The sequence below is a fragment of the Trabulsiella odontotermitis genome (assembly GCF_001188485.1).
Lineage (GTDB): Bacteria > Pseudomonadota > Gammaproteobacteria > Enterobacterales > Enterobacteriaceae > Trabulsiella > Trabulsiella odontotermitis_A.
The window spans coordinates 62,882-80,725 of the sequence record NZ_JNGH01000070.1; the positions used below are offsets into that span (position 1 = coordinate 62,882).

Sequence of the window (17,844 nt, forward strand, 5' to 3'; positions counted from 1 at the left end):
CAGCGGTTAATGCGGGAACTTTATGCATTTGCCTACTACCATACAAGTATATTGATCACAAAAATGGCATCTTCCTGGATTATTTTTCAGATTTCCTGCCATCCCTCACGCCCTGTGTTCATGCGCGGTCTGACATTAATCAATGCGTTTTCCGGCAAGAATGTTGTAAACTTTGAACAGGGATTAACCGCATTCATCACCAAAGGAAACCGCAATGAAAATTACGCTTAGCAACCGCCTGTGCCTCGCGGCAATGCTGACGCTGGGTGCCATCGGGTACACGACATCCTCTTTTGCCGAAACCAACAAACTGGTTATTGAATCCGGTGACAGCGCGCTGAGCCGTCAGGAAGCGGCGATGCAAAAAGAGCAGTGGAACGACACCCGCTCGTTACGCCAGAAAGTGAATAAACGCGCTGAAAAAGAGTTTGATAAGGCCGATGTTGCTTTTGACGCCCGCGATAAATGCGAGCAGAGCGCCAACCTGAATGCCTACTGGGAGCCGAATACGCTTCGCTGCCTCGACCGTTCAACCGGTCGCGCGATCAACCCATAATTCCGCCGGGTGCCGTCCCCCGGCACCCTTTTCACTCGTTTTACAGTAAGGATTTTTCATGGCTGACGCCTGGACTATCAAGCTGCGCCCGCTTGAGCGCGAAGACCTGCGCTTTGTTCATCAACTCGACAACAACGCCAGCGTCATGCGTTACTGGTTTGAGGAGCCGTACGAAGCTTTCGTCGAACTTTCTGACCTGTACGACAAACATATTCACGATCAAAGCGAACGTCGGTTCGTCATAGAATGTAATGGTGAGAATGCCGGTCTGGTGGAGCTGGTTGAGATCAACCACGTTCACCGCCGCGCAGAATTTCAGATCATCATCTCCCCGGAATACCAGGGCAAAGGGCTGGCCTCCAGGGCGGCAAAGCTGGCAATGGATTACGGTTTTACCGTTCTGAATCTCTACAAGCTCTATTTGATTGTCGACAAAGAAAACGAGAAAGCCATTCACATCTACCGCAAACTGGGCTTTATGGTGGAGGGAGAACTCATCCATGAGTTCTTTATCAATGGTGAATACCGCAACACTATTCGAATGTGTATTTTCCAGCATCAGTATCTGACCGAACACAAAACCGGTCACACGCTGCTGAAACCCACGGCTCAGTAATACTCAATATTGTTTTTGATGGTGTAATTCCGCGTGACTGGCGGTTTTACGCTTTCATCAACAATCTTCAGGTCACAGTTGATGGGATTATCGTGGCGATCGTAGTCGCAGCTCTGCGTCGCGTTGCCTACCGGCCTGTCGTTCAACATGCTGACCGCGGTGTAATCCATTTTTTTACGTCTGTCTTTTGATGGCGTGGCGACCACCGACAGATGTTCATCCTTTGCTTCGGTCGTTTTACCCAACGGATAGCCATCGCTGTCGTAATGATAGGTAATGCGGATATCTTTGCCGTGCGCGCTGACCACAAACCCGTTGTCATCGGTATCCCACGTTACGCCCGTCGACGGTAGCGCGGCCAGTTGACATTTCCCCTGCAACTGCAGCAGCTTTTTCTGCGAGGTCGCATCGACATAGTAGTTGGCATCCAGCACCAGCGACGCGCCAGTGTTATTTTCCAGATCGTGAAACTCCAGCAGATCAAAACACCCTTCTTCTGACATCTTCCCGGTCACGTATTTCGCCACTTTTCCCTGCGCATCCATCAGTGTCTGACTGAAATCTTTCACCGGGCCGCGCAGCGGGTCAAAATCAAACTCGCTGGAAAAGCTGGCCATTTCTGGAGTGAAAGCCGCTGGCGTCGACGCATTGTCACAGCCCGCTAAAATCAGCGTCACTGACGCCATCATCAGCAATTTCTTCACACGTTTTTCCTGTTCGGAGAATTTTCCCGTCAATAGTAGCAACTAAACCCGGCGTTCGAACAGCCATCACGCACGGCTTATGTCTGTCACATTGGGATCAACGAGTTAGCTCTGCTATCCTTTGAATACTATCCAACACAAGGAGGAGAACATGAAATCTGCCAAATGGTTACTGGCGTTATTGATGGCGGCATCCGCGTCCGCACTGGCGGCTCCCGATTCCTGCGAGCGCGTGAAGAGCGAGATCGAGCAGAAAATTATCAATAACGGCGTCCCGGAGTCTGGATTCACCCTTGACATTGTTCCGAACGATCAGGCTGATAAAGCAGGCTCGCAGGTGGTGGGCCACTGCGCTAACGACACCTTCAAAATCCTCTACACCCGCACCATCGACGCGCAGTAGTGCGTGACAACGTCACGTAAAGGCGATAAGAAAGTAATGACTTCAGTGAAATGGCCGGGCAGGTAGAACCGCTGCCCGGTTGTTGCTGTGCTATGCGAAAACGCGATCTACTGCCAGCACGCTACCGAGGATAGACACATCGACATACTGTGACAGCTCGCGCTGCTCGGCGCGCGGCAGGTACGGCAGTTCACCAATCAGCGGTGCGGGAAGCTTTTTACGCAGCACGTCAATGATTTCGGCATAGTGCGCCAGCCCAGGGTTAATGCGGTTCGCCACCCAGCCAATCATCGGCAGACCGTCGTTCGCAATTGCCTGCGCCGTTAACAGCGCGTGATTGATGCACCCTTCCTGGATCCCCACTACCATGACCACCGGCAATTGTTCCTGAACCACCCACTCGGAGAGCGGACGTAAATCGTTCATCAGGCTGCGCCAGCCGCCAGTGCCTTCGACAACCACATGTTCTACTTGCTGGCTCAGCTGTGCCAGCCCGTTCGACAGCAGTGAGTAATTGATGGGACCGCTGTGCGCGACGCTGCTTTCCTCTTCGCTGAATGCCAGCGGATTGACCGCCGCATAGGGCAGATCCGGTGTGGATACGCTTTGCAGCACCAGCGCATCTTTATTGCGCAGCCCTTCTGGCGTCTCTTTACTGCCCTTCGCAACCGGTTTGTACCCTGCTACGCTTTTGCCGCTGGCAGCCAGCGCCTGCAACAAAGCGCGGGAAACCACCGTTTTCCCGACCGCAGTATCGGTTCCCGTTACAAAGAAACGCTTAAGCATTACTAACCCCACAGTTATGCCGGTAAAATATCAAGAAAGGTAATTATTCAAAGTAGTGAAAGTCTACGCGATGCCAGAATGGCACAGATTGAGATAGCGCAATTTTTCTTGAACTATGAAAAATTGTTAACCCTGTAACAGTCGAATCAACAAAGATCCGTTATAGAGGGCGTCTTTTACCAGCGCGGCGCCGGCCATCGTGCCACGGTTAGAGAATTGCGTGCTTTCCACGGCGATGTGCCGACTGTAAGCGGGTAAGGATTGCTGGCGAATACAGTCAGTTATCGCCGGGAAGAGGATATCTGCCGCCTGGTTAAACGGCGAGCCGATCAATATTTTTTGTGGGTTAAACAAATTCACCATAATTGCCAGGATGCGCCCGACATTTGTCCCCACGCCGCTGATGATGTCTTTGGCGAGTAGATCCCCTTTCAGCGCCGCCTGACACAACCAGTCCACGCTCAGCGGTTGCTGGTGCAGCATCGAGCTCATTGACTGATTCATGCGCACCTGCGCCAGTTCCAGTACGCTCTCCACGCTGGCAATAGTTTCCAGACAGCCATGATTGCCGCAATAGCAGCGTTTGCCGTACGGGTCGACCTGCGTGTGACCAATCTCCACCAGACTGCTGCTGCCGGCATGGAGCAGCCGCCCGTCGGTGATCACCCCGGCCCCCACGTTATGGTCAATGACCACCTGAATCACGTCACGCGCGCCGCGAGAGGCGCCGAACAACGCTTCAGCCATCGTCCAGGCGCTGATGTCGTGCTGAATGTACACCGGCACGCCGGTATGTTCGGACAGCGTTTCGCCAAGTTGCACTTCCTTCACATCCTCATAGAACGGCATCCGAAAGATAATGCCGTTCTCCGTATCGATAATCCCCGGCAGGGTAATGGCGATCGCAGTGAGGCGTTCCAGCATATGCTGATGACGAATAAAAAACTGATCGATATGGGTGATGATGCGGGTCAGAAACGGCGTGGGATCCTGCAACGGCAGCGGTAACGTCTCTTCCACCACCAGTTTGCTGCTAAGATCGCGCAGCGCCAGATGGATTTCGCCGCGGTTGATGCGCACCGACAGATAGTGCCAGGCTTCCGTTTCCACCATCAGCCCGACGGCGGGACGACCGCGACTTCCCGGCTCCTGGATTTCCGTCTCCTGCACCAGATGCGCTTCCAGCATTTCGCGAACAATTTTGGTGATGCTGGCCGGGGCCAGTTGCGCCAGTCGGGAGAGATCGATACGCGAAACCGGACCGAGCTGATCAATCAGGCGATACACCGCTCCTGCGTTCGTCTGCTTTATCTGATCAATATGCCCTGGCTGACTGTCGGCTACCACCACTGTCTCCCTTATTTTCGCGCTTCGAAATAATCTGTGGACTATGGTGAAGCACTTCAATAGGGTCGTCAAATATTTACTTAGCCGTGTGATTTACCGCACGTTTTAGCCCCCGATTCAGCAGAAAAATTAAGTATTCGCCGCCTGAATGAGATGCTGTTTGAACCGTTCCGTTGCCTGGCTCAGTTCATGATGCTTCGACCAGACCAGCCACATTTCCGATACCGCCTCTTTTTCGGCGATCGGCAACCAGCACATTTCATGCAGTTGAACCCGCTTAAACGACGCTGGCAAAATCGACACCCCAAGCCCGGCAGCGACCAGTCCAATGATCGTCATCGCTTCCCCCACTTCCTGGGTAATCACCGGCGTCAGGCCGAAATGCCGCATCAGACCGAGAATATCGTCATACAGGCCGGTACCGACATGCGGATCGAAAAACACGAATGGCTCTTTTGCCAGATCGAACAGGCTGACTGATGTTTGCTGCGCCAGCGGGTGTACGCGCGGGATCATCGCCAGCAACGGTTCGCGCAGGATCATCTGCCACGCCAGGTTATCAGGCAGTTGCGTATTACGCATCAGCCCCAGATCGAGCGCGCCCTCAGTCAGCGGCGCGATCTGCTCGCGGGTGTTGATTTCGCGGGTCTGAATATGGACATCCGGATAATGCTGGCGAAACATTGACAGCGTGTCAGAGACGGCCGTAATAAACGGCGCCGACGACGTAAACCCGATGCGCAGCTCTCCCGTTTCGCCCTGATGGAGCCGTTCAGCGCGCGAGGCGGCGTCATCCACCATGCTCAGGATCTGCCGACTGTCGGCCAGAAACTGCTTCCCTGCCGCCGTCAGGCTCACGCTGCGGTTGGTACGGGCAAACAGGCGAGCACCAATCTGTTGCTCAAGCGCCTGAATTTGCTGGCTCAACGGCGGCTGCGAAATATTCAGCCGCGCGGCGGCGCGCCCGAAATGCATCTCTTCGGCGACGGCAATAAAATAGCGGAGATGGCGCAGTTCAATATTCATATTTAAAAAGTATCATTTGAGATTATTAATATATTAGACAGAATATTTACAATTTCCTACTCTGGTAATGCGTCTTTCTGGCGCGTGATGAAACGCTCGTTTTTGCAAGGATCTATTGTGAGTCGTACTACTACCGTTGACACCGTTCCGGCTACCGACGTCAACGAAGCACCTGCATCTCAGCCAACGGACTTTATCCGGCGAGGAACGCCCCAGTTTATGCGCGTTACCCTCGCGCTTTTCTCTGCCGGTCTCGCGACCTTCGCCCTGCTCTATTGTGTTCAGCCGATCCTGCCCATTCTGTCGCATGAGTTTGGCATCTCGCCTGCCAGCACCAGTATTTCACTGTCGATTTCCACCGCCATGCTGGCGATTGGCCTGCTGTTTACCGGCCCGCTCTCCGACGCGATTGGTCGTAAACCGGTGATGGTCACCGCGCTGCTGCTGGCCTCCTGCTGTACATTGCTCTCCACCATGATGACCAGCTGGCATGGCATACTGATTATGCGTGCGCTGATTGGCCTGTCGCTGAGCGGCGTGGCGGCGGTTGGCATGACCTACCTGAGCGAAGAGATCCACCCGAGCTTTGTCGCCTTTTCGATGGGGCTGTACATCAGTGGCAACTCCATCGGTGGCATGAGCGGACGTCTGCTGACCGGGGTCTTTACCGATTTTATGGGCTGGCGTATCGCCATGGCCGTGATTGGCTGCTTCGCCCTCGCCTCTGCGCTGATGTTCTGGCGGATCCTGCCCGACTCGCGCCATTTCAGGCCGACGTCACTGCGGCCCAAAACGCTGTTTATCAACTTCCGCCTGCACTGGCGCGATCGTGGTTTACCGCTGTTATTCCTTGAAGGTTTTCTGCTGATGGGGGCATTCGTCACGCTGTTTAACTACATCGGCTATCGCCTGATGATGTCGCCGTGGTCGCTGAGCCAGGCGGTGGTGGGTTTACTCTCTGTCGCCTACCTCACCGGCACATGGAGTTCGCCGAAAGCCGGGGCGATGACCGCGCGCTACGGTCGCGGCCCGGTGATGCTTTTTGGTATCGCGGTGATGCTCACTGGCTTGCTGGTGACGTTGTTTTCGTCCCTGTGGCTGATTTTCGCTGGCATGTTGCTGTTTTCCGCCGGATTCTTTGCCGCACACTCGGTCGCCAGCAGCTGGATTGGCCCCCGCGCCCGCCGCGCCCGCGGACAGGCGTCGTCGCTGTATCTGTTCAGCTACTATCTCGGATCCAGTATCGCCGGTACCCTCGGCGGGGTTTTCTGGCATAACTACGGCTGGAATGGTGTGGGTGGATTTATCGCGTCGATGCTGGTTGTGGCGCTGCTGGTGGGGGCGTCATTGCATAAACGATTGCATTGACATTTATGGGAATATGAAGCACTGGCGAAGGGTTCCGTTCACTTCCAGTGCATTGCTACTCTGAAACCACCACGCCCGTGAACGTGCAAGGGAGGCTCGCCGCCACCTCCCTTGCNTCGCGGTCCATTCGACTTATTCCGTCTGCCTTTCGGGTCGGGGTGTCGCTTCTGCACCCTGGTTTTCAGGTACTGAGGTTTCGCTGAAAGAAAAGCAACAGAATGCGCCGATGCCGAAATGTGAATTGAGGTGAACGGAACCCTGTGCTGGAGTGACATGAGCGTCTTAACATGTCATCACATAATTCCCCCTGACCCTTTTCCCTCGTCGCCTGACATGTAATAGTGACCCCACTCCTTCACAACGACATCCGGGCACTATGGAAAACGAAAACTACCAACAACTCACCCGCACTTTCCTTCGTCTCTCGCGTTTCTCTCACCTTTCGGCCATCGCTGGCTGGGACATGTTCGCGATGATGCCGCCAGGCGGTAGCGCGGCGCGTGGCGAAGCCCTGGCCGAACTCGGCGTACTTCAGCATCAGATCCTGACGGATAAAAAGGTAGCGCAGTGGCTTACCGCCGCGCAGCAGGAAGATCTGAACGATGACGAGCAGGCTAACCTGCGTGAGATGGCGCGGGCGCACCATCAGGCGGCGCTGTTGCCGGAGAGCCTCGTTGAAGCGAAATCGCTGGCAGGCAGCCGCTGCGAACATGCGTGGCGCACACAGCGGCCGGGCAACGACTGGCAGGGGTTTTCGACTAATCTGAAAGAGGTCGTCAGGCTGAGCCGCGAAGAGGCGCGCATTCGCGCTGAGGCGAAAGGCGTTTCCCGCTATGACGCGCTGCTCGATATCTTCGAGCCGGACATGACCAGCGCCCGGCTGGACGTGCTGTTCGCCGATCTCAAATCCTGGCTGCCGGATCTGCTGGCACAGGCGGTGGAAAAACAGTCCCGCCAGACGCTGATTGCGCCGCAGGGCCCGTTCCCGACAGAAAAACAGCGCGAATCCGGGCTGGAAGTGATGAGAATGCTGGGGTTCAATTTTGACCACGGTCGTCTCGATGTCAGCGCCCATCCGTTCTGCGGTGGCGTGCCGGACGATGTGCGCATCACCACCCGTTACAATGAAAATGAATTACTGAGCGCCCTGTTCGGTGTGATCCACGAAACCGGTCATGCGCGCTACGAACAGAATCTGCCGCGACAGTGGCCAGGGCAGCCGATTGCACTTGCCCGCTCTACCGCCATTCATGAATCACAAAGCCTGTTCTTTGAGATGCAACTCGGTCGCAGCAAGGCTTTTTTACAGCACCTGCTGCCGATCGTTATCGAGAATTTCGGCATTCAGCCCGCGTTTGAACTGGATAATTTTACGGCATGGAACCAGCGCGTGAAGCCCGGTTTTATTCGCGTTGATGCGGATGAGGTGAGTTACCCGGCGCATGTGATCCTGCGTTATGACATTGAACGTGCGCTGATTGATGGTGACATTGAAGTGGACGATATCCCCGCCCTGTGGGATGAAAAAATGCAGGCCTGGTTGGGACTTTCCACCAAAGGTAATTACCGCGACGGCTGCATGCAGGACATCCACTGGACCGATGGCGGCTTTGGCTATTTCCCGTCCTATACGCTCGGAGCGATGTACGCCGCACAACTGTTCAACGCGGCGCGTAGCGCGCTGCCGGGGCTGGATGAGTCCATCGCCCGGGGAGATTTGAACCCGCTGTTTGGCTGGCTGCAACAGAACATCTGGCAGCACGGCAGCCGTCTCAGCACCTCACAACTGATTCAGCAGGCCACCGGGGAAGATCTCAACAGCCGCTATTTCCGCCAGCATCTTACCGCCCGCTACCTCTGAAACCCACGCCGGGGGCCTGCTCCCGGCGTTGTACATTCCGTTACACGCCGATACCAAACACTCACGGAAAGCCTTTAAACACAGGGATATAGTTTCTTCAACGGCCCCGCAGTGGGGTTGAAATGAAGAAACTAATTTCGAGGGTATCAGAATGAATAAAGTATTAGCTCTGGTTGTTGCCGCTGCTATGGGTCTGTCTTCCGCTGCATTCGCGGCTGACACTGCAACCTCTACCGCGGCTCCGGCTGCTGCTGCACCTGCGACCACCACGCAGGCTGCGCCGGCNNAAAGCAACGCATCATAAAAAACACAAAAAAGCAGCGCCGGCTCAGAAAGCTCAGGCTGCTAAAAAACACCACAAAAAAGCGGCAAAAGCAGAGGCGACCAAACCGGTAGAGCAGAAAGCCCAGGCCGCTAAAAAACACAAAAAACACGTGAAACACGAAGCCACTAAACCGGCAGCAAAACCAGCAGCATAATCTCGTCTGGTCGTACATTCCTGTGTAATAAATCGGCGCTGGTTCAGCGCCGTTTTTTTCTGGAGAGCAATGATGTTGCGGCGCTATCGATTTGAGCTCATCCTTATTCTGCTGATTATTTGCGCGCTTATTGCTACGCGATTTTTCTTATCCTGAATGTAGCACGCTGATTTTACTCCCCCTTTTCTGCTGTCCCGTCTATAGTTGTTTCATTGGGTTCACTAATAATTCTAATTGCCCCATCAGAGTGAGATATGCGTAAATTCGTAGTACCTGTTCTGGGATCGCTTTGCTTGTTTTATTCTCTCGCCCACGCCGACAGCCCGGATGATGACGCCATCAGTGCGAGTGAAGTGAAAACGCTCTTTTTCGGGCAGGACGACCGGATCCGCGTCACCAATCCGACTGACTCTCCCTGGGACGCCATCGGTCAACTGGAAACCGAAAGCGGTAATCTCTGCACGGCAACGCTGATTTCGCCACGCCTCGCGCTCACTGCCGGGCATTGTCTGCTGACCCCGCCTGATGCCAGGCCAGACAAAGCCATCGCCCTGCGTTTTGTGTCGCAGAAAGGCGTCTGGCGCTATGAAATTCATGGTATTGAAGGCCGCGTTGAACCGTCGCTGGGTCGGCGTCTGAAGGCCGATGGCGACGGCTGGATTGTGCCGTCTTCTGCCGCCCCCTGGGATTATGGTCTGATTATTCTGCGCTATGCGCCGTCAGGCATCACACCGCTGCCGCTGTTTGAGGGCAACAAAGCCGCGCTGATCGCCGCCCTGAAAGCCAGCAACCGCCAGGTCACCCAGTCCGGTTATCCACTTGATCATATTGACGATCTTTACAGCCATCAGGATTGCGTCGTTACCGGTTGGGCGCAGACCTCGGTGATGTCACACCAGTGCGATACGTTACCCGGCGACAGCGGCTCTCCGCTGCTGCTGAAAACCGATACTGGCTGGCAGGTGATCGGCGTACAGAGCTCGGCACCGGCAGCGAAAGATCGCTGGCGCGCCGACAACCGCGCGATCTCCGTTACCGGTTTTCATGACAAACTGGAAGCACTGGCAAAGGAGACGCCTTAGCACTGACGCTGCTGACGTAACTGCAGCAGCGAGTCGATAGGCATTGGCTCGCTGAAGTAAAACCCCTGTAGCAAATCGCNCTTCAGCTGTTTTTCCGTTTCCACCCCTTCGGCAATCACCGTCATACCCAGCGCGCTGGCGACGCGGATCGTACCGCAGACCAGTGCCGACGCCTGTTCATCGTCACCCACCAGGCCCGCCAGCGACTTATCGATTTTGACGCAGTCAAAGCTGAAACGCCGCAGATAACCGAGGCTGGAATAGCCGGTGCCGAAATCATCCAGCGCCACGGCGGTGCCGAGCGGTTTCAGATTNNCCTCCGCCACTTTTTCTTCGAAGCCTGGATCGCGGAACTGTGCCGGGGAGATGTTCACCGACAGCCGGAGATCGTCCAGCGGCTGCAAATCCTGGCAGGCGCGACGCAGCACAAATTGCCCCAGTGAATAAATCAGCCCGCCGGTTTCCGCAATATTAATAAACTCATCCGGCTTCAGTTCACCCTTTGGGCGGCGCGGCCAGCGCACCAGCGCCTCAACGATGACCATCGTCTGCGTGCGGGCATCGACGATCGGCTGATACCAGACTTCAAATTCATCGTTTTCCAGCCCCAGACGAATGTCGTTTTCAATCATCAGATGGTATTCGCGGGCGCTGTTCAGCTCGGCGTCGTAATGGGTGATCCGCCCTTTTCCGGTAATTTTTGAATGGTACATGGCGATATCGGCACGGCGAAACAGCTCGGAGCGCAGACAATCCTCAGGCGAGCCGCTGGCAATGCCGATGCTGGCACCGATATGAATGGTGCGCTCGCCAAGGCGAATCGGCGCATTAAGGCACTCCAGCACCTGCCCGGCAAACGTCGCGGCCTGTGCTTCCGAATGTTCACCTTCGAGGGTCATCGCAAACTCGTCGCCCCCCAGACGCGCCAGCATCCCGCCTGGCGGAACAATCGCCTGTAGCGTGTGGGCGATACGGATAATCAGCTCGTCACCCACGTCATGGCCATGCACGTCGTTCACATCTTTAAACCCGTCGAGATCGATAAACACGGCAGTTTTGATTTCGTTATTACTGGGGTTCTGCGCATCCTCCAGCTTTTCGATCAGCGCGCGTCGGTTCGGCAGTCGACTGAGCCAGTCCGTCAGTGCAATGTCGCGGGCGTATTTTTCGTTGCTCGCCAGTTTGAACAACCCCACGCTGCTGAAGAGGATGAACAACGTGATCAACCCGGCGGCCAGCAGCACAATATGGCGAATATCACTGGAAGCCGCCTGCGCCGCCTCCGCGCCCGGGTGTCTTGGCTGCCAGCTGAGCCAGGCCACGGTGGCCCCGCCGACCGTGTGCAACGGTACGCTGAAGCTACTGGTTTTGTCCGCCGTCATCGTGAGATCGTTAATCTGAAACGTATTTCCCAGCTCGTTGAGGATCGCGGCGTTAATATGGCGGGTAATGACCAGGTAGCGGCGGGTATTGTCATAGACTTCCAGTCGACCGATCATCGGGCGAATCAGTCCAATCCCCACAAACGCCACGCCGACATCGGTTTTGGTGATCCCGGCGTAGATATTTTTTCCGCTTTTTAGCGCGTCGGCGTGCTTGTGAATAATAGACTGGAAGCCGTCACCTAAAAAACGCATGCTGCTTTCGGTAAAAGGCTCGCTGCGAAACGATCCCCACAGCAGTTTGAAATTCTGATCGAGGACAAAGGTGCCGTCATACAGATTGTTGACTTTATAACCCGCGCCCCAGGTTTCATATAACCATGCTTTATCCAGGGTTGGCGGATATATTTTGCGCACCGCATCATCCCAGATAGCATTATCGATGACCAGGGATAGCACGCGGTTAACCGAGGTCTGAATCGCCCNTTCATCTATTTCATTAGTTTTGGAACTGATGAGATGGAGTGAAAGATAAAGCAACGCGACAATAGAAACGACAAGACCAATCCCGGCCATAAAAATCATCACGAAGAGCGTCCGTGCGGTAGGAATATTACGCCACTTTAATGGATTGAGCATTCACTACCCTCATACAGGCAGAGGCCGGAAAAAATTTCCCGTTCTTTCCGTTAAGCGTAATACAGCCATTAAATTTCGCTGCCCGTATTTACGGGCAGCGATCACATCAGGCGAGTTTTATCATCACCATGCCGAGGATCAGCAGTATGACGCCAGCCCAGCCTTTGCCGTTCAGCCGCTGGCCAAACAGTACCCAGCCAGCCGCCAGCGTCGCGGCGATACCAAAGCCACCCCACAGGGCGTAGGCGACGGAAAGGTCAATGCCCTTCACGGCCTGCGACAGCGAACTGAACGCCGCCAGTACCGCGACCAGTGACAGAATGCCGTAGGTTTTGCGACGAAAACCGTCGGAAAACTTTAAAAGTACGTTAGCCAGAATTTCCAGCACGATGGCCAGTGCCAGCCAGGCGCCGTGGAACCACTCAAACTGTTGCATGAGTCGGCTCCTTCTTCAGCGAGGCCGCTTTACGGGTACCTGACTTGATCAGCACAATCCCCACCACCAGCGTTGTCAGGCCGGCCACTTTCATCATCGACAGTGTTTCATCAAATAACAGTACGCTGAACAAGGTGATCAGCAAAATACCGATCCCTTCCCACAAGGCATAGGCCACACCGAGGGCGATTTTTTTCACGGCAAACGCCAGGAAAATATAGGAAAGGGTGATCATTGCCAGCATTAAAATAAAACCGGCACTGCCATTACTGATACTTGCCCATTTCATCGACAACGTACCTGTAATTTCGGCAACGATAGCTAATGCTAATAAGATCCAGTAAAACATCTTTTTTCTCCTGCTTGAGAATATATTCCTTGACGGCGAGCGACTTAGCGCGAACCGAAAAATTTCGAACGGATTTAGCCGGACGCAGCGGCGTCAGCTCAGGCAGAGAAAAAGACTATAGCGCGGTGCGCCAGTGTTGCTCACCCAGTGAATGAGTAAAGGAGGAGGATAGCGGAACAGCGTGGGTAAAAATGAATGTCCTGAACATAGTGTCCATAAAATTACAATTATCCGCGGTGTTGCTTCTCGTCATTGCGGATGAAAATTGTCCTCGGTAGTTAAACACATATAATTTGTAGCATAACGCCACATTTTACTCAAATCCTTTTCATTTCTTTACTGAATGTATTTAACTGCGATTAGTTTATTCTTATGGCGACCTCAGCAAAGCGTAAAGCCTCCTGACGGTAATTCGCCAGGAGGTCACGACTATTTAATCAGATGGTCAACGCGCACGATCGGCGGGTTCATTTTCTTATCCAGACTGCCGTTGATGCTGAGCAGCTGATCGGGCTGCACTTCACGTCCATCAAACACCGAGGCGGGAATGATGACCTCAATGCGGTCAGATTTATCGCGGAACACGTAGCGATCGTCGCCCACATGCTCGATAAGATTACCACGCAGCGAAATCGTCGCGCCGTCGTGCATCGTTTTGGCGAATTTGACGGTCATGACGTGCTCATCTTCTGTGCCACGGTAGCCGTCTTCTATCTTATGCGGTGGCGGCGGCGCCGCGTCTTTTTTTAAGCCCCCTGCGTCCGCTGCATAGCCGTTTTGCATCATGAGAAAACAGTAACCCAATAGTAATAGTTTTTTCACGCGTTCCTCCACGTTGTCCGTTGCCTTGACTTATTAAGCCTGGTTGCTATTTTTAATTTTTACAAACGCAAATTCGCATAATTGTCTCTATTAGAATAGCACTGCCCGGTATCAGAGGGTGTTAATAAATAACAGACCAGCGAGATATTTATGTATGAAACAAGAAGATAAGGACGATCCCCGTGTTGAGGAAAGCCCCAGCGCCCTCAATTTTGAATATAATATTAATCGCTACGGCGTACTGTTTCTGCTGGCAATCATTTTTGCGGCGTTAGCAGGTCTTTTTTCGAGCGGATTATTCAGTTCCGCCAGCGAACAAAATAGCACCACAACAACAAATGTTAATTATGACCGGTTTGAAAGGTTAATGAGTGAATCGGAAATAAATATCGCTATCCAGAATGTTCGTGCCGAACGTTATATTGTCAGCATCGGTGATTCGCTACTGGAGAATTATCAAATGGGTGATATTCGACCAGAGCCGGACAGTATGTACAGTAAAAGCGGTACACTTTATTTGATTTACAACGCCGCTGATATTAAGCCCCCGCTTTCGCTCTGGGTTTCCGTTACGCCGAAAAAACCCGGCAAGTTCACGAATACCATCAAGGTTAACAGTGAACCCGAAATCACATTCAGCCAGTTTGTCTGGCCCTAGGAGATATGATGGAAATGGTATTCAGAGCGGTAGCGATATACCTTATCCTGTTGATTGTCTTCAAAATAGCAGGAAGAAGAACGCTGTTGCAGATGACCAGTTTCGACCTGATTTTGTTATTGATCATCAGTGAAGCCACACAGCAGGCACTGCTGGGGACGGATTATTCAGTGACCGGGGCAATGCTTACGATCGTGACATTAATTGTGGTCGACATTTTGTTCGGTTTTATGAAAAAACGTTTTTCCCGCGCTGAGCAACTGCTTGATGGCGCGCCTGTCGTGTTAATTGAAAATGGCACGCCCGTCGACAGTAAGATAAAAAAGGTTAACGTTACCACGGACGATATTATGCTGGTCGCCAGGCAGAATCATGGCATTTATCAGATTGAAAAAATTAAATTCGCAATTCTTGAACGTAACGGGCAAATATCGATTATTCCGGCAGACGGTTAACCGCCTGCCGGTGATTTTTATTTATCACGCTCTGGTTGTTTATCCCCTGACTCCGGTGCGTTTGCCGGATCGTCTTGCTCTTTTTCAATGGTTAGCAGCCTGTTCATATTTACCTCCGAACCTGTTGTCTGACAGATGATATTTAAGCGTAGAACGTTCTCCGGGGTTAACAAGCATGACGAGTGACCATGTTAAAAAATGTCGCCTGATTCAAAGAATCCTGAAGTTAAGATTCATCTTAAAATTGTACCTACTCATTTCACTGAAAAAATATCGAGGTCTGTATGTCTGTCGTTGTGATTACTGGCGGAAGCGCGGGAGCAGGAAAAGCCACGGCGCTGCGTTTTGCTGATGCCGGATACGATATTGCGGTTATTGCCCGGGGCGATGCGGGGCTGGAAGCAACGCGTGTCGCCTGTGAAAGCCGCGGCGCGCGGGTGCAGGTGATTAGCGCCGACGTGACCGACGCCGATGCGGTGACGCAGGCGGCACGAGAGGTGGAAAATACCCTCGGCGAGATTACGGTGTGGGTCAACAACGCCATGTGCGCCGTGCTCGCGCCGTTTGAAAAAATGCGCCACGACGAGTTCCGCCGCGTGACAGAGGTAACCTATTTTGGCTTCGTTAACGGTACCCGGGCGGCGCTGGAAGTGATGACGCCGCGTAACCGTGGCGTGATTATTCAGGTGGGTTCTGCCCTTGCGTACCGCTCAATACCTCTGCAGTCAGCCTATTGTGGCGCAAAAGCGGCGATCCGCGGCTTTACCGACGCAGTGCGCACGGAGCTAATGCATGAAAACAGCGACGTCCGGATAACCATGGTGCAGCTACCGGGCATGAACACGCCCCAGTTCGAATGGGCGCGTAATAAAATGGGCTTCGCCATGCAGCCGGTGCCGCCGGTGTATCAGCCGGAGGTGGCCGCTGAGGCGATCTATTCCGTCACGCAGCGCCCGGTGCGTGAACTGTGGGTGGGCAAAAGCACGCTGCAGTCGATTGTCGGCCAGTTCCTGTTCCCGCGTTTCCTTGACCGCCTGATGGTAAAGAAAGCCTGGGAAGGACAACTGACCGTAGAGCCGCATTTCGACTCGCATGATGACAACCTGTTTACGCCGTTACAGGGTCACCACCAGGCCCACGGCCGCTTCAGCGAAGGTGCCAGAAACCGGGCGCTGAACGTCTCTTCCGACCTGCCCGGCAAAGCGCTTTCCTGTGCGGCCGTGCTGACTGGCGTGGTGGTGCTGGCGCGGCTGCTACAGCGTAAACGCTAGTCGAGTTGCCTGCTGAACCAGCGGTAACCGTAGCCGCCAAGTTCAACACCAGTCTCGTCAGGCTCTGCATAGCGCTTGTCTTCGAGGCAGGCTTCCCAGTAACCGTCCGCCAGTTGTTCAATGGTCACGCTGGCGGGACGATCGCTGAAATTCGCCAGCGCCAGCACCCTTTTTGTTTCGCTCTGGTAGAGGATCGCCAGCACAGAGGTCTGCGCCACGTTGATGATGCTAAACGGCGCGTTACCGATTTCCGGCAACACCGCCCGCGCGTTAACCATATCAATAATCCGGTGTAGCAGTGAGTTTCGGCTCAGCAACGCCTTTTCGACATTGACCTGCTGATAGCGCCACGGGCCGGACGAAATGGGCGGCCGAATCAGTTTCTCCGCAGGTGCGCCGGAAAACCCGGCCGCCTCACGGGAAGACCACTGCATCGGCGTGCGTACCGCATAGCGCTCTTCCAGGCGCAGATCGTCGCCCATGCCGATTTCATCGCCGTAGCGCATCACCGGTACACCAGGCAACGACAGCAATATCGCATGGGAAACCGCCAGATGTTGAATATTGCCCGACAGCATCGGCGCCAGCCGCCGCCGGATGCCACGCTGATAAACATACATCGTCTTATCCGGCGCGAACGCCCCTTGTCTGCCTCCCCGATGCCTTCCAGATCCAGTTCATCATGATTGCGCAGCCAGTTGGCGAAACAACAGCCATCGGGCGGCGTAATCATTTTGTCCAGCGCTTCAATCAGCGGACGGGCACTTTTCCGCGCCAGGCTGACGTAAAAATATTTGTTGAGCCAGAAATTGAGCGTGATGTGCAGGCGGTCGCCGTCGCCAAAATAGTTTCGGTACTCTTTTACCGGCACATCCACTTCGCCAAGAATAATCGCCTCGGGGTTATGGCTTTCGACGAGCTGGCGCAGATGATTGAGGATCCAGTAGCCCTCTTTTTCATCCCCCTTTCCTGCCTGCTTTGTCAGGTGCGACGCCGCATCCAGCCGAAACCCCGCCACGCCGAGTTTGAGCCAGAACAGCACGATGTTGTCGATCTCTTCAATCACTGCCGGTAAGGCCAGATTCAGGTCAGGCTCATGGTGGTAAAACATATGCCGGTAATACTGTTTTGCCTCGTCGTCCCAGCTCCAGACGCTTTTCTCCACGCCTGGAAACATGGGCGGATCGTCATTGGGATCGGGCTCGTCGGCCCACAGATAGTAATCCCGATAAGGCGAGTTTTTGTCGCACCTCGCCTGCTGAAACCAGGGATGCTGCGACGAGGTATGCTGGATCACCAGCTCGATGATAACCCGCAGCCCTAACGCCTTCGCCTGCTCGACGAATTCAATAAACGCCGAGATGGGGCCAAAACGCGGGTCCGGCTGCAGGTGATCCGTAATGTCATACCCCTCGTCGAGAAACGGCGTCAGGTAGAATGGCGTAATCCACACCGCGGTGGCGCCGAGGCGGCGAATATAGTGCAGCTTTTCGGTGATCCCTTGTATGTCGCCACACCCGTCACCGTTTGAATCGTAAAAAAGCGAAGTATCTATCTGATAAATAACCGACTGGCTGTACCAGCTTTTTCTTGTTTTCATGTTC

The 17,844-nt window shown here is 54.1% G+C and carries 19 protein-coding genes and 2 pseudogenes; 11 read left to right on the forward strand and 10 right to left on the reverse strand.

What is annotated here, in order from left to right; translation table 11 throughout:
- The first annotated feature begins 214 nt into the window (after positions 1-214).
- Complete coding sequence (locus tag GM30_RS07060; RefSeq protein WP_049848037.1) at positions 215-556, forward strand: DUF1283 family protein; 342 nt, start codon at positions 215-217, stop codon at positions 554-556.
- 58 nt (positions 557-614) lie between these two features.
- Entirely contained in the window at positions 615-1,172 is a 558-nt protein-coding gene (gene speG / locus GM30_RS07065; protein ID WP_049848038.1) for a spermidine N1-acetyltransferase, read from the forward strand.
- Here speG and GM30_RS07070 read toward each other — a convergent pair.
- The gene (locus GM30_RS07070; protein WP_049848078.1) at positions 1,166-1,861 is read right to left on the reverse strand and encodes a YnfC family lipoprotein; all 696 of its coding nucleotides are present in this window, start codon (positions 1,859-1,861) and stop codon (positions 1,166-1,168) included. The two genes, speG and GM30_RS07070, sit on opposite strands and share 7 nt — an antisense overlap.
- Positions 1,862-2,027: 166 nt before the next feature.
- Here GM30_RS07070 and GM30_RS07075 point away from each other — a divergent pair, with 166 nt between their 5' ends.
- On the forward strand, positions 2,028-2,279 hold the full coding sequence (locus tag GM30_RS07075; protein WP_049848039.1) for a DUF1161 domain-containing protein: 252 nt from the start codon (positions 2,028-2,030) through the stop codon (positions 2,277-2,279).
- Between the two features lie 90 nt (positions 2,280-2,369).
- Here GM30_RS07075 and bioD read toward each other — a convergent pair whose 3' ends face one another.
- From bioD to GM30_RS07090, 3 genes are all read right to left on the reverse strand, one after another.
- Entirely contained in the window at positions 2,370-3,065 is a 696-nt protein-coding gene (gene bioD / locus GM30_RS07080; protein ID WP_049848040.1) for a dethiobiotin synthase, read from the reverse strand.
- 126 nt (positions 3,066-3,191) lie between these two features.
- Positions 3,192-4,412: a sugar metabolism global transcriptional regulator Mlc gene (gene mlc, locus GM30_RS07085; RefSeq protein ID WP_049848079.1), complete on the reverse strand. Its 1,221-nt coding sequence runs from the start codon at positions 4,410-4,412 to the stop codon at positions 3,192-3,194.
- A 129-nt stretch (positions 4,413-4,541) separates the two neighbouring features.
- Complete coding sequence (locus GM30_RS07090) at positions 4,542-5,438, reverse strand: LysR family transcriptional regulator (protein WP_049848041.1); 897 nt, start codon at positions 5,436-5,438, stop codon at positions 4,542-4,544.
- A gap of 117 nt (positions 5,439-5,555) precedes the next feature.
- Between GM30_RS07090 and GM30_RS07095 the strand changes: the two genes are divergently transcribed.
- From GM30_RS07095 to GM30_RS07110, 5 genes and pseudogenes are all read left to right on the forward strand, one after another.
- Positions 5,556-6,806: an MFS transporter gene (locus tag GM30_RS07095; RefSeq protein WP_049848080.1), complete on the forward strand. Its 1,251-nt coding sequence runs from the start codon at positions 5,556-5,558 to the stop codon at positions 6,804-6,806.
- 376 nt (positions 6,807-7,182) lie between these two features.
- The gene (locus GM30_RS07100) at positions 7,183-8,667 is read left to right on the forward strand and encodes a carboxypeptidase M32 (protein ID WP_049848042.1); all 1,485 of its coding nucleotides are present in this window, start codon (positions 7,183-7,185) and stop codon (positions 8,665-8,667) included.
- A 151-nt stretch (positions 8,668-8,818) separates the two neighbouring features.
- A pseudogene (gene asr, locus GM30_RS23985) lies at positions 8,819-9,146 on the forward strand (acid resistance repetitive basic protein Asr).
- A gap of 72 nt (positions 9,147-9,218) precedes the next feature.
- Complete coding sequence (gene ydgU / locus GM30_RS28170) at positions 9,219-9,302, forward strand: small membrane protein YdgU (RefSeq protein WP_472926876.1); 84 nt, start codon at positions 9,219-9,221, stop codon at positions 9,300-9,302.
- A 98-nt stretch (positions 9,303-9,400) separates the two neighbouring features.
- Complete coding sequence (locus tag GM30_RS07110) at positions 9,401-10,228, forward strand: trypsin-like serine peptidase (protein WP_049848044.1); 828 nt, start codon at positions 9,401-9,403, stop codon at positions 10,226-10,228.
- Here GM30_RS07110 and GM30_RS07115 read toward each other — a convergent pair.
- From GM30_RS07115 to GM30_RS07130, 5 genes are all read right to left on the reverse strand, one after another.
- Positions 10,225-12,249: a putative bifunctional diguanylate cyclase/phosphodiesterase gene (locus tag GM30_RS07115; RefSeq protein ID WP_049848045.1), complete on the reverse strand. Its 2,025-nt coding sequence runs from the start codon at positions 12,247-12,249 to the stop codon at positions 10,225-10,227. The two genes, GM30_RS07110 and GM30_RS07115, sit on opposite strands and share 4 nt — an antisense overlap.
- Positions 12,250-12,355: 106 nt before the next feature.
- Positions 12,356-12,685 (reverse strand): multidrug/spermidine efflux SMR transporter subunit MdtI, encoded by a 330-nt coding sequence (gene mdtI, locus GM30_RS07120; protein WP_049848046.1) that lies wholly within the window; start codon positions 12,683-12,685, stop codon positions 12,356-12,358.
- Positions 12,672-13,034, reverse strand: a complete 363-nt coding sequence (gene mdtJ / locus GM30_RS07125) for a multidrug/spermidine efflux SMR transporter subunit MdtJ (protein WP_049848047.1) — start codon at positions 13,032-13,034, stop codon at positions 12,672-12,674. The genes mdtI and mdtJ overlap by 14 nt, the downstream gene beginning before the upstream one ends.
- Positions 13,035-13,149: 115 nt before the next feature.
- Positions 13,150-13,287: a protein YdgV gene (locus GM30_RS28175; protein WP_476690673.1), complete on the reverse strand. Its 138-nt coding sequence runs from the start codon at positions 13,285-13,287 to the stop codon at positions 13,150-13,152.
- 176 nt (positions 13,288-13,463) lie between these two features.
- Positions 13,464-13,856: a YdeI family stress tolerance OB fold protein gene (locus tag GM30_RS07130; protein WP_072094063.1), complete on the reverse strand. Its 393-nt coding sequence runs from the start codon at positions 13,854-13,856 to the stop codon at positions 13,464-13,466.
- Positions 13,857-14,010: 154 nt separating this feature from the next.
- On the opposite strand from GM30_RS07130, the gene GM30_RS07135 reads away from it, so the two are divergent.
- The 3 genes from GM30_RS07135 to GM30_RS07145 all read left to right on the forward strand — a co-directional run bounded on the left by GM30_RS07135 (position 14,011) and on the right by GM30_RS07145 (position 16,240).
- Positions 14,011-14,514 carry a hypothetical protein gene (locus GM30_RS07135; protein ID WP_049848048.1) on the forward strand — a complete coding sequence of 168 codons (504 nt, stop codon included), beginning with the start codon at positions 14,011-14,013 and terminating at the stop codon, positions 14,512-14,514.
- An 8-nt stretch (positions 14,515-14,522) separates the two neighbouring features.
- Positions 14,523-14,969, forward strand: coding sequence for a DUF421 domain-containing protein (locus GM30_RS07140; RefSeq protein ID WP_049848082.1), 447 nt, complete (start codon positions 14,523-14,525; stop codon positions 14,967-14,969).
- A gap of 284 nt (positions 14,970-15,253) precedes the next feature.
- On the forward strand, positions 15,254-16,240 hold the full coding sequence (locus GM30_RS07145; protein ID WP_049848049.1) for an SDR family oxidoreductase: 987 nt from the start codon (positions 15,254-15,256) through the stop codon (positions 16,238-16,240).
- Here the strand turns inward: GM30_RS07145 and GM30_RS07150 are convergent.
- Positions 16,237-17,840, reverse strand: a pseudogene (locus GM30_RS07150) (alpha-amylase family protein). The gene GM30_RS07145 and the pseudogene GM30_RS07150 sit on opposite strands and share 4 nt — an antisense overlap.
- Positions 17,841-17,844: the final 4 nt, after the last annotated feature.

What these genes read in the sequence shown, in the direction of transcription:
- mdtJ (WP_049848047.1), bottom strand. Translation starts at nt 13,034, where the DNA reads ATGTTTTACTGGATCTTATTAGCATTAGCTATCGTTGCCGAAATTACA.
- GM30_RS07060 (WP_049848037.1), top strand. Translation starts at nt 215, where the DNA reads ATGAAAATTACGCTTAGCAACCGCCTGTGCCTCGCGGCAATGCTGACG.
- GM30_RS07090 (WP_049848041.1), bottom strand. Translation starts at nt 5,438, where the DNA reads ATGAATATTGAACTGCGCCATCTCCGCTATTTTATTGCCGTCGCCGAA.
- speG (WP_049848038.1), top strand. Translation starts at nt 615, where the DNA reads ATGGCTGACGCCTGGACTATCAAGCTGCGCCCGCTTGAGCGCGAAGAC.
- GM30_RS28175 (WP_476690673.1), bottom strand. Translation starts at nt 13,287, where the DNA reads ATGACGAGAAGCAACACCGCGGATAATTGTAATTTTATGGACACTATG.
- mdtI (WP_049848046.1), bottom strand. Translation starts at nt 12,685, where the DNA reads ATGCAACAGTTTGAGTGGTTCCACGGCGCCTGGCTGGCACTGGCCATC.
- GM30_RS07075 (WP_049848039.1), top strand. Translation starts at nt 2,028, where the DNA reads ATGAAATCTGCCAAATGGTTACTGGCGTTATTGATGGCGGCATCCGCG.
- GM30_RS07145 (WP_049848049.1), top strand. Translation starts at nt 15,254, where the DNA reads ATGTCTGTCGTTGTGATTACTGGCGGAAGCGCGGGAGCAGGAAAAGCC.
- GM30_RS07110 (WP_049848044.1), top strand. Translation starts at nt 9,401, where the DNA reads ATGCGTAAATTCGTAGTACCTGTTCTGGGATCGCTTTGCTTGTTTTAT.
- GM30_RS07135 (WP_049848048.1), top strand. Translation starts at nt 14,011, where the DNA reads ATGAAACAAGAAGATAAGGACGATCCCCGTGTTGAGGAAAGCCCCAGC.
- GM30_RS07140 (WP_049848082.1), top strand. Translation starts at nt 14,523, where the DNA reads ATGGAAATGGTATTCAGAGCGGTAGCGATATACCTTATCCTGTTGATT.
- GM30_RS07100 (WP_049848042.1), top strand. Translation starts at nt 7,183, where the DNA reads ATGGAAAACGAAAACTACCAACAACTCACCCGCACTTTCCTTCGTCTC.
- ydgU (WP_472926876.1), top strand. Translation starts at nt 9,219, where the DNA reads ATGTTGCGGCGCTATCGATTTGAGCTCATCCTTATTCTGCTGATTATT.
- bioD (WP_049848040.1), bottom strand. Translation starts at nt 3,065, where the DNA reads ATGCTTAAGCGTTTCTTTGTAACGGGAACCGATACTGCGGTCGGGAAA.
- GM30_RS07070 (WP_049848078.1), bottom strand. Translation starts at nt 1,861, where the DNA reads ATGATGGCGTCAGTGACGCTGATTTTAGCGGGCTGTGACAATGCGTCG.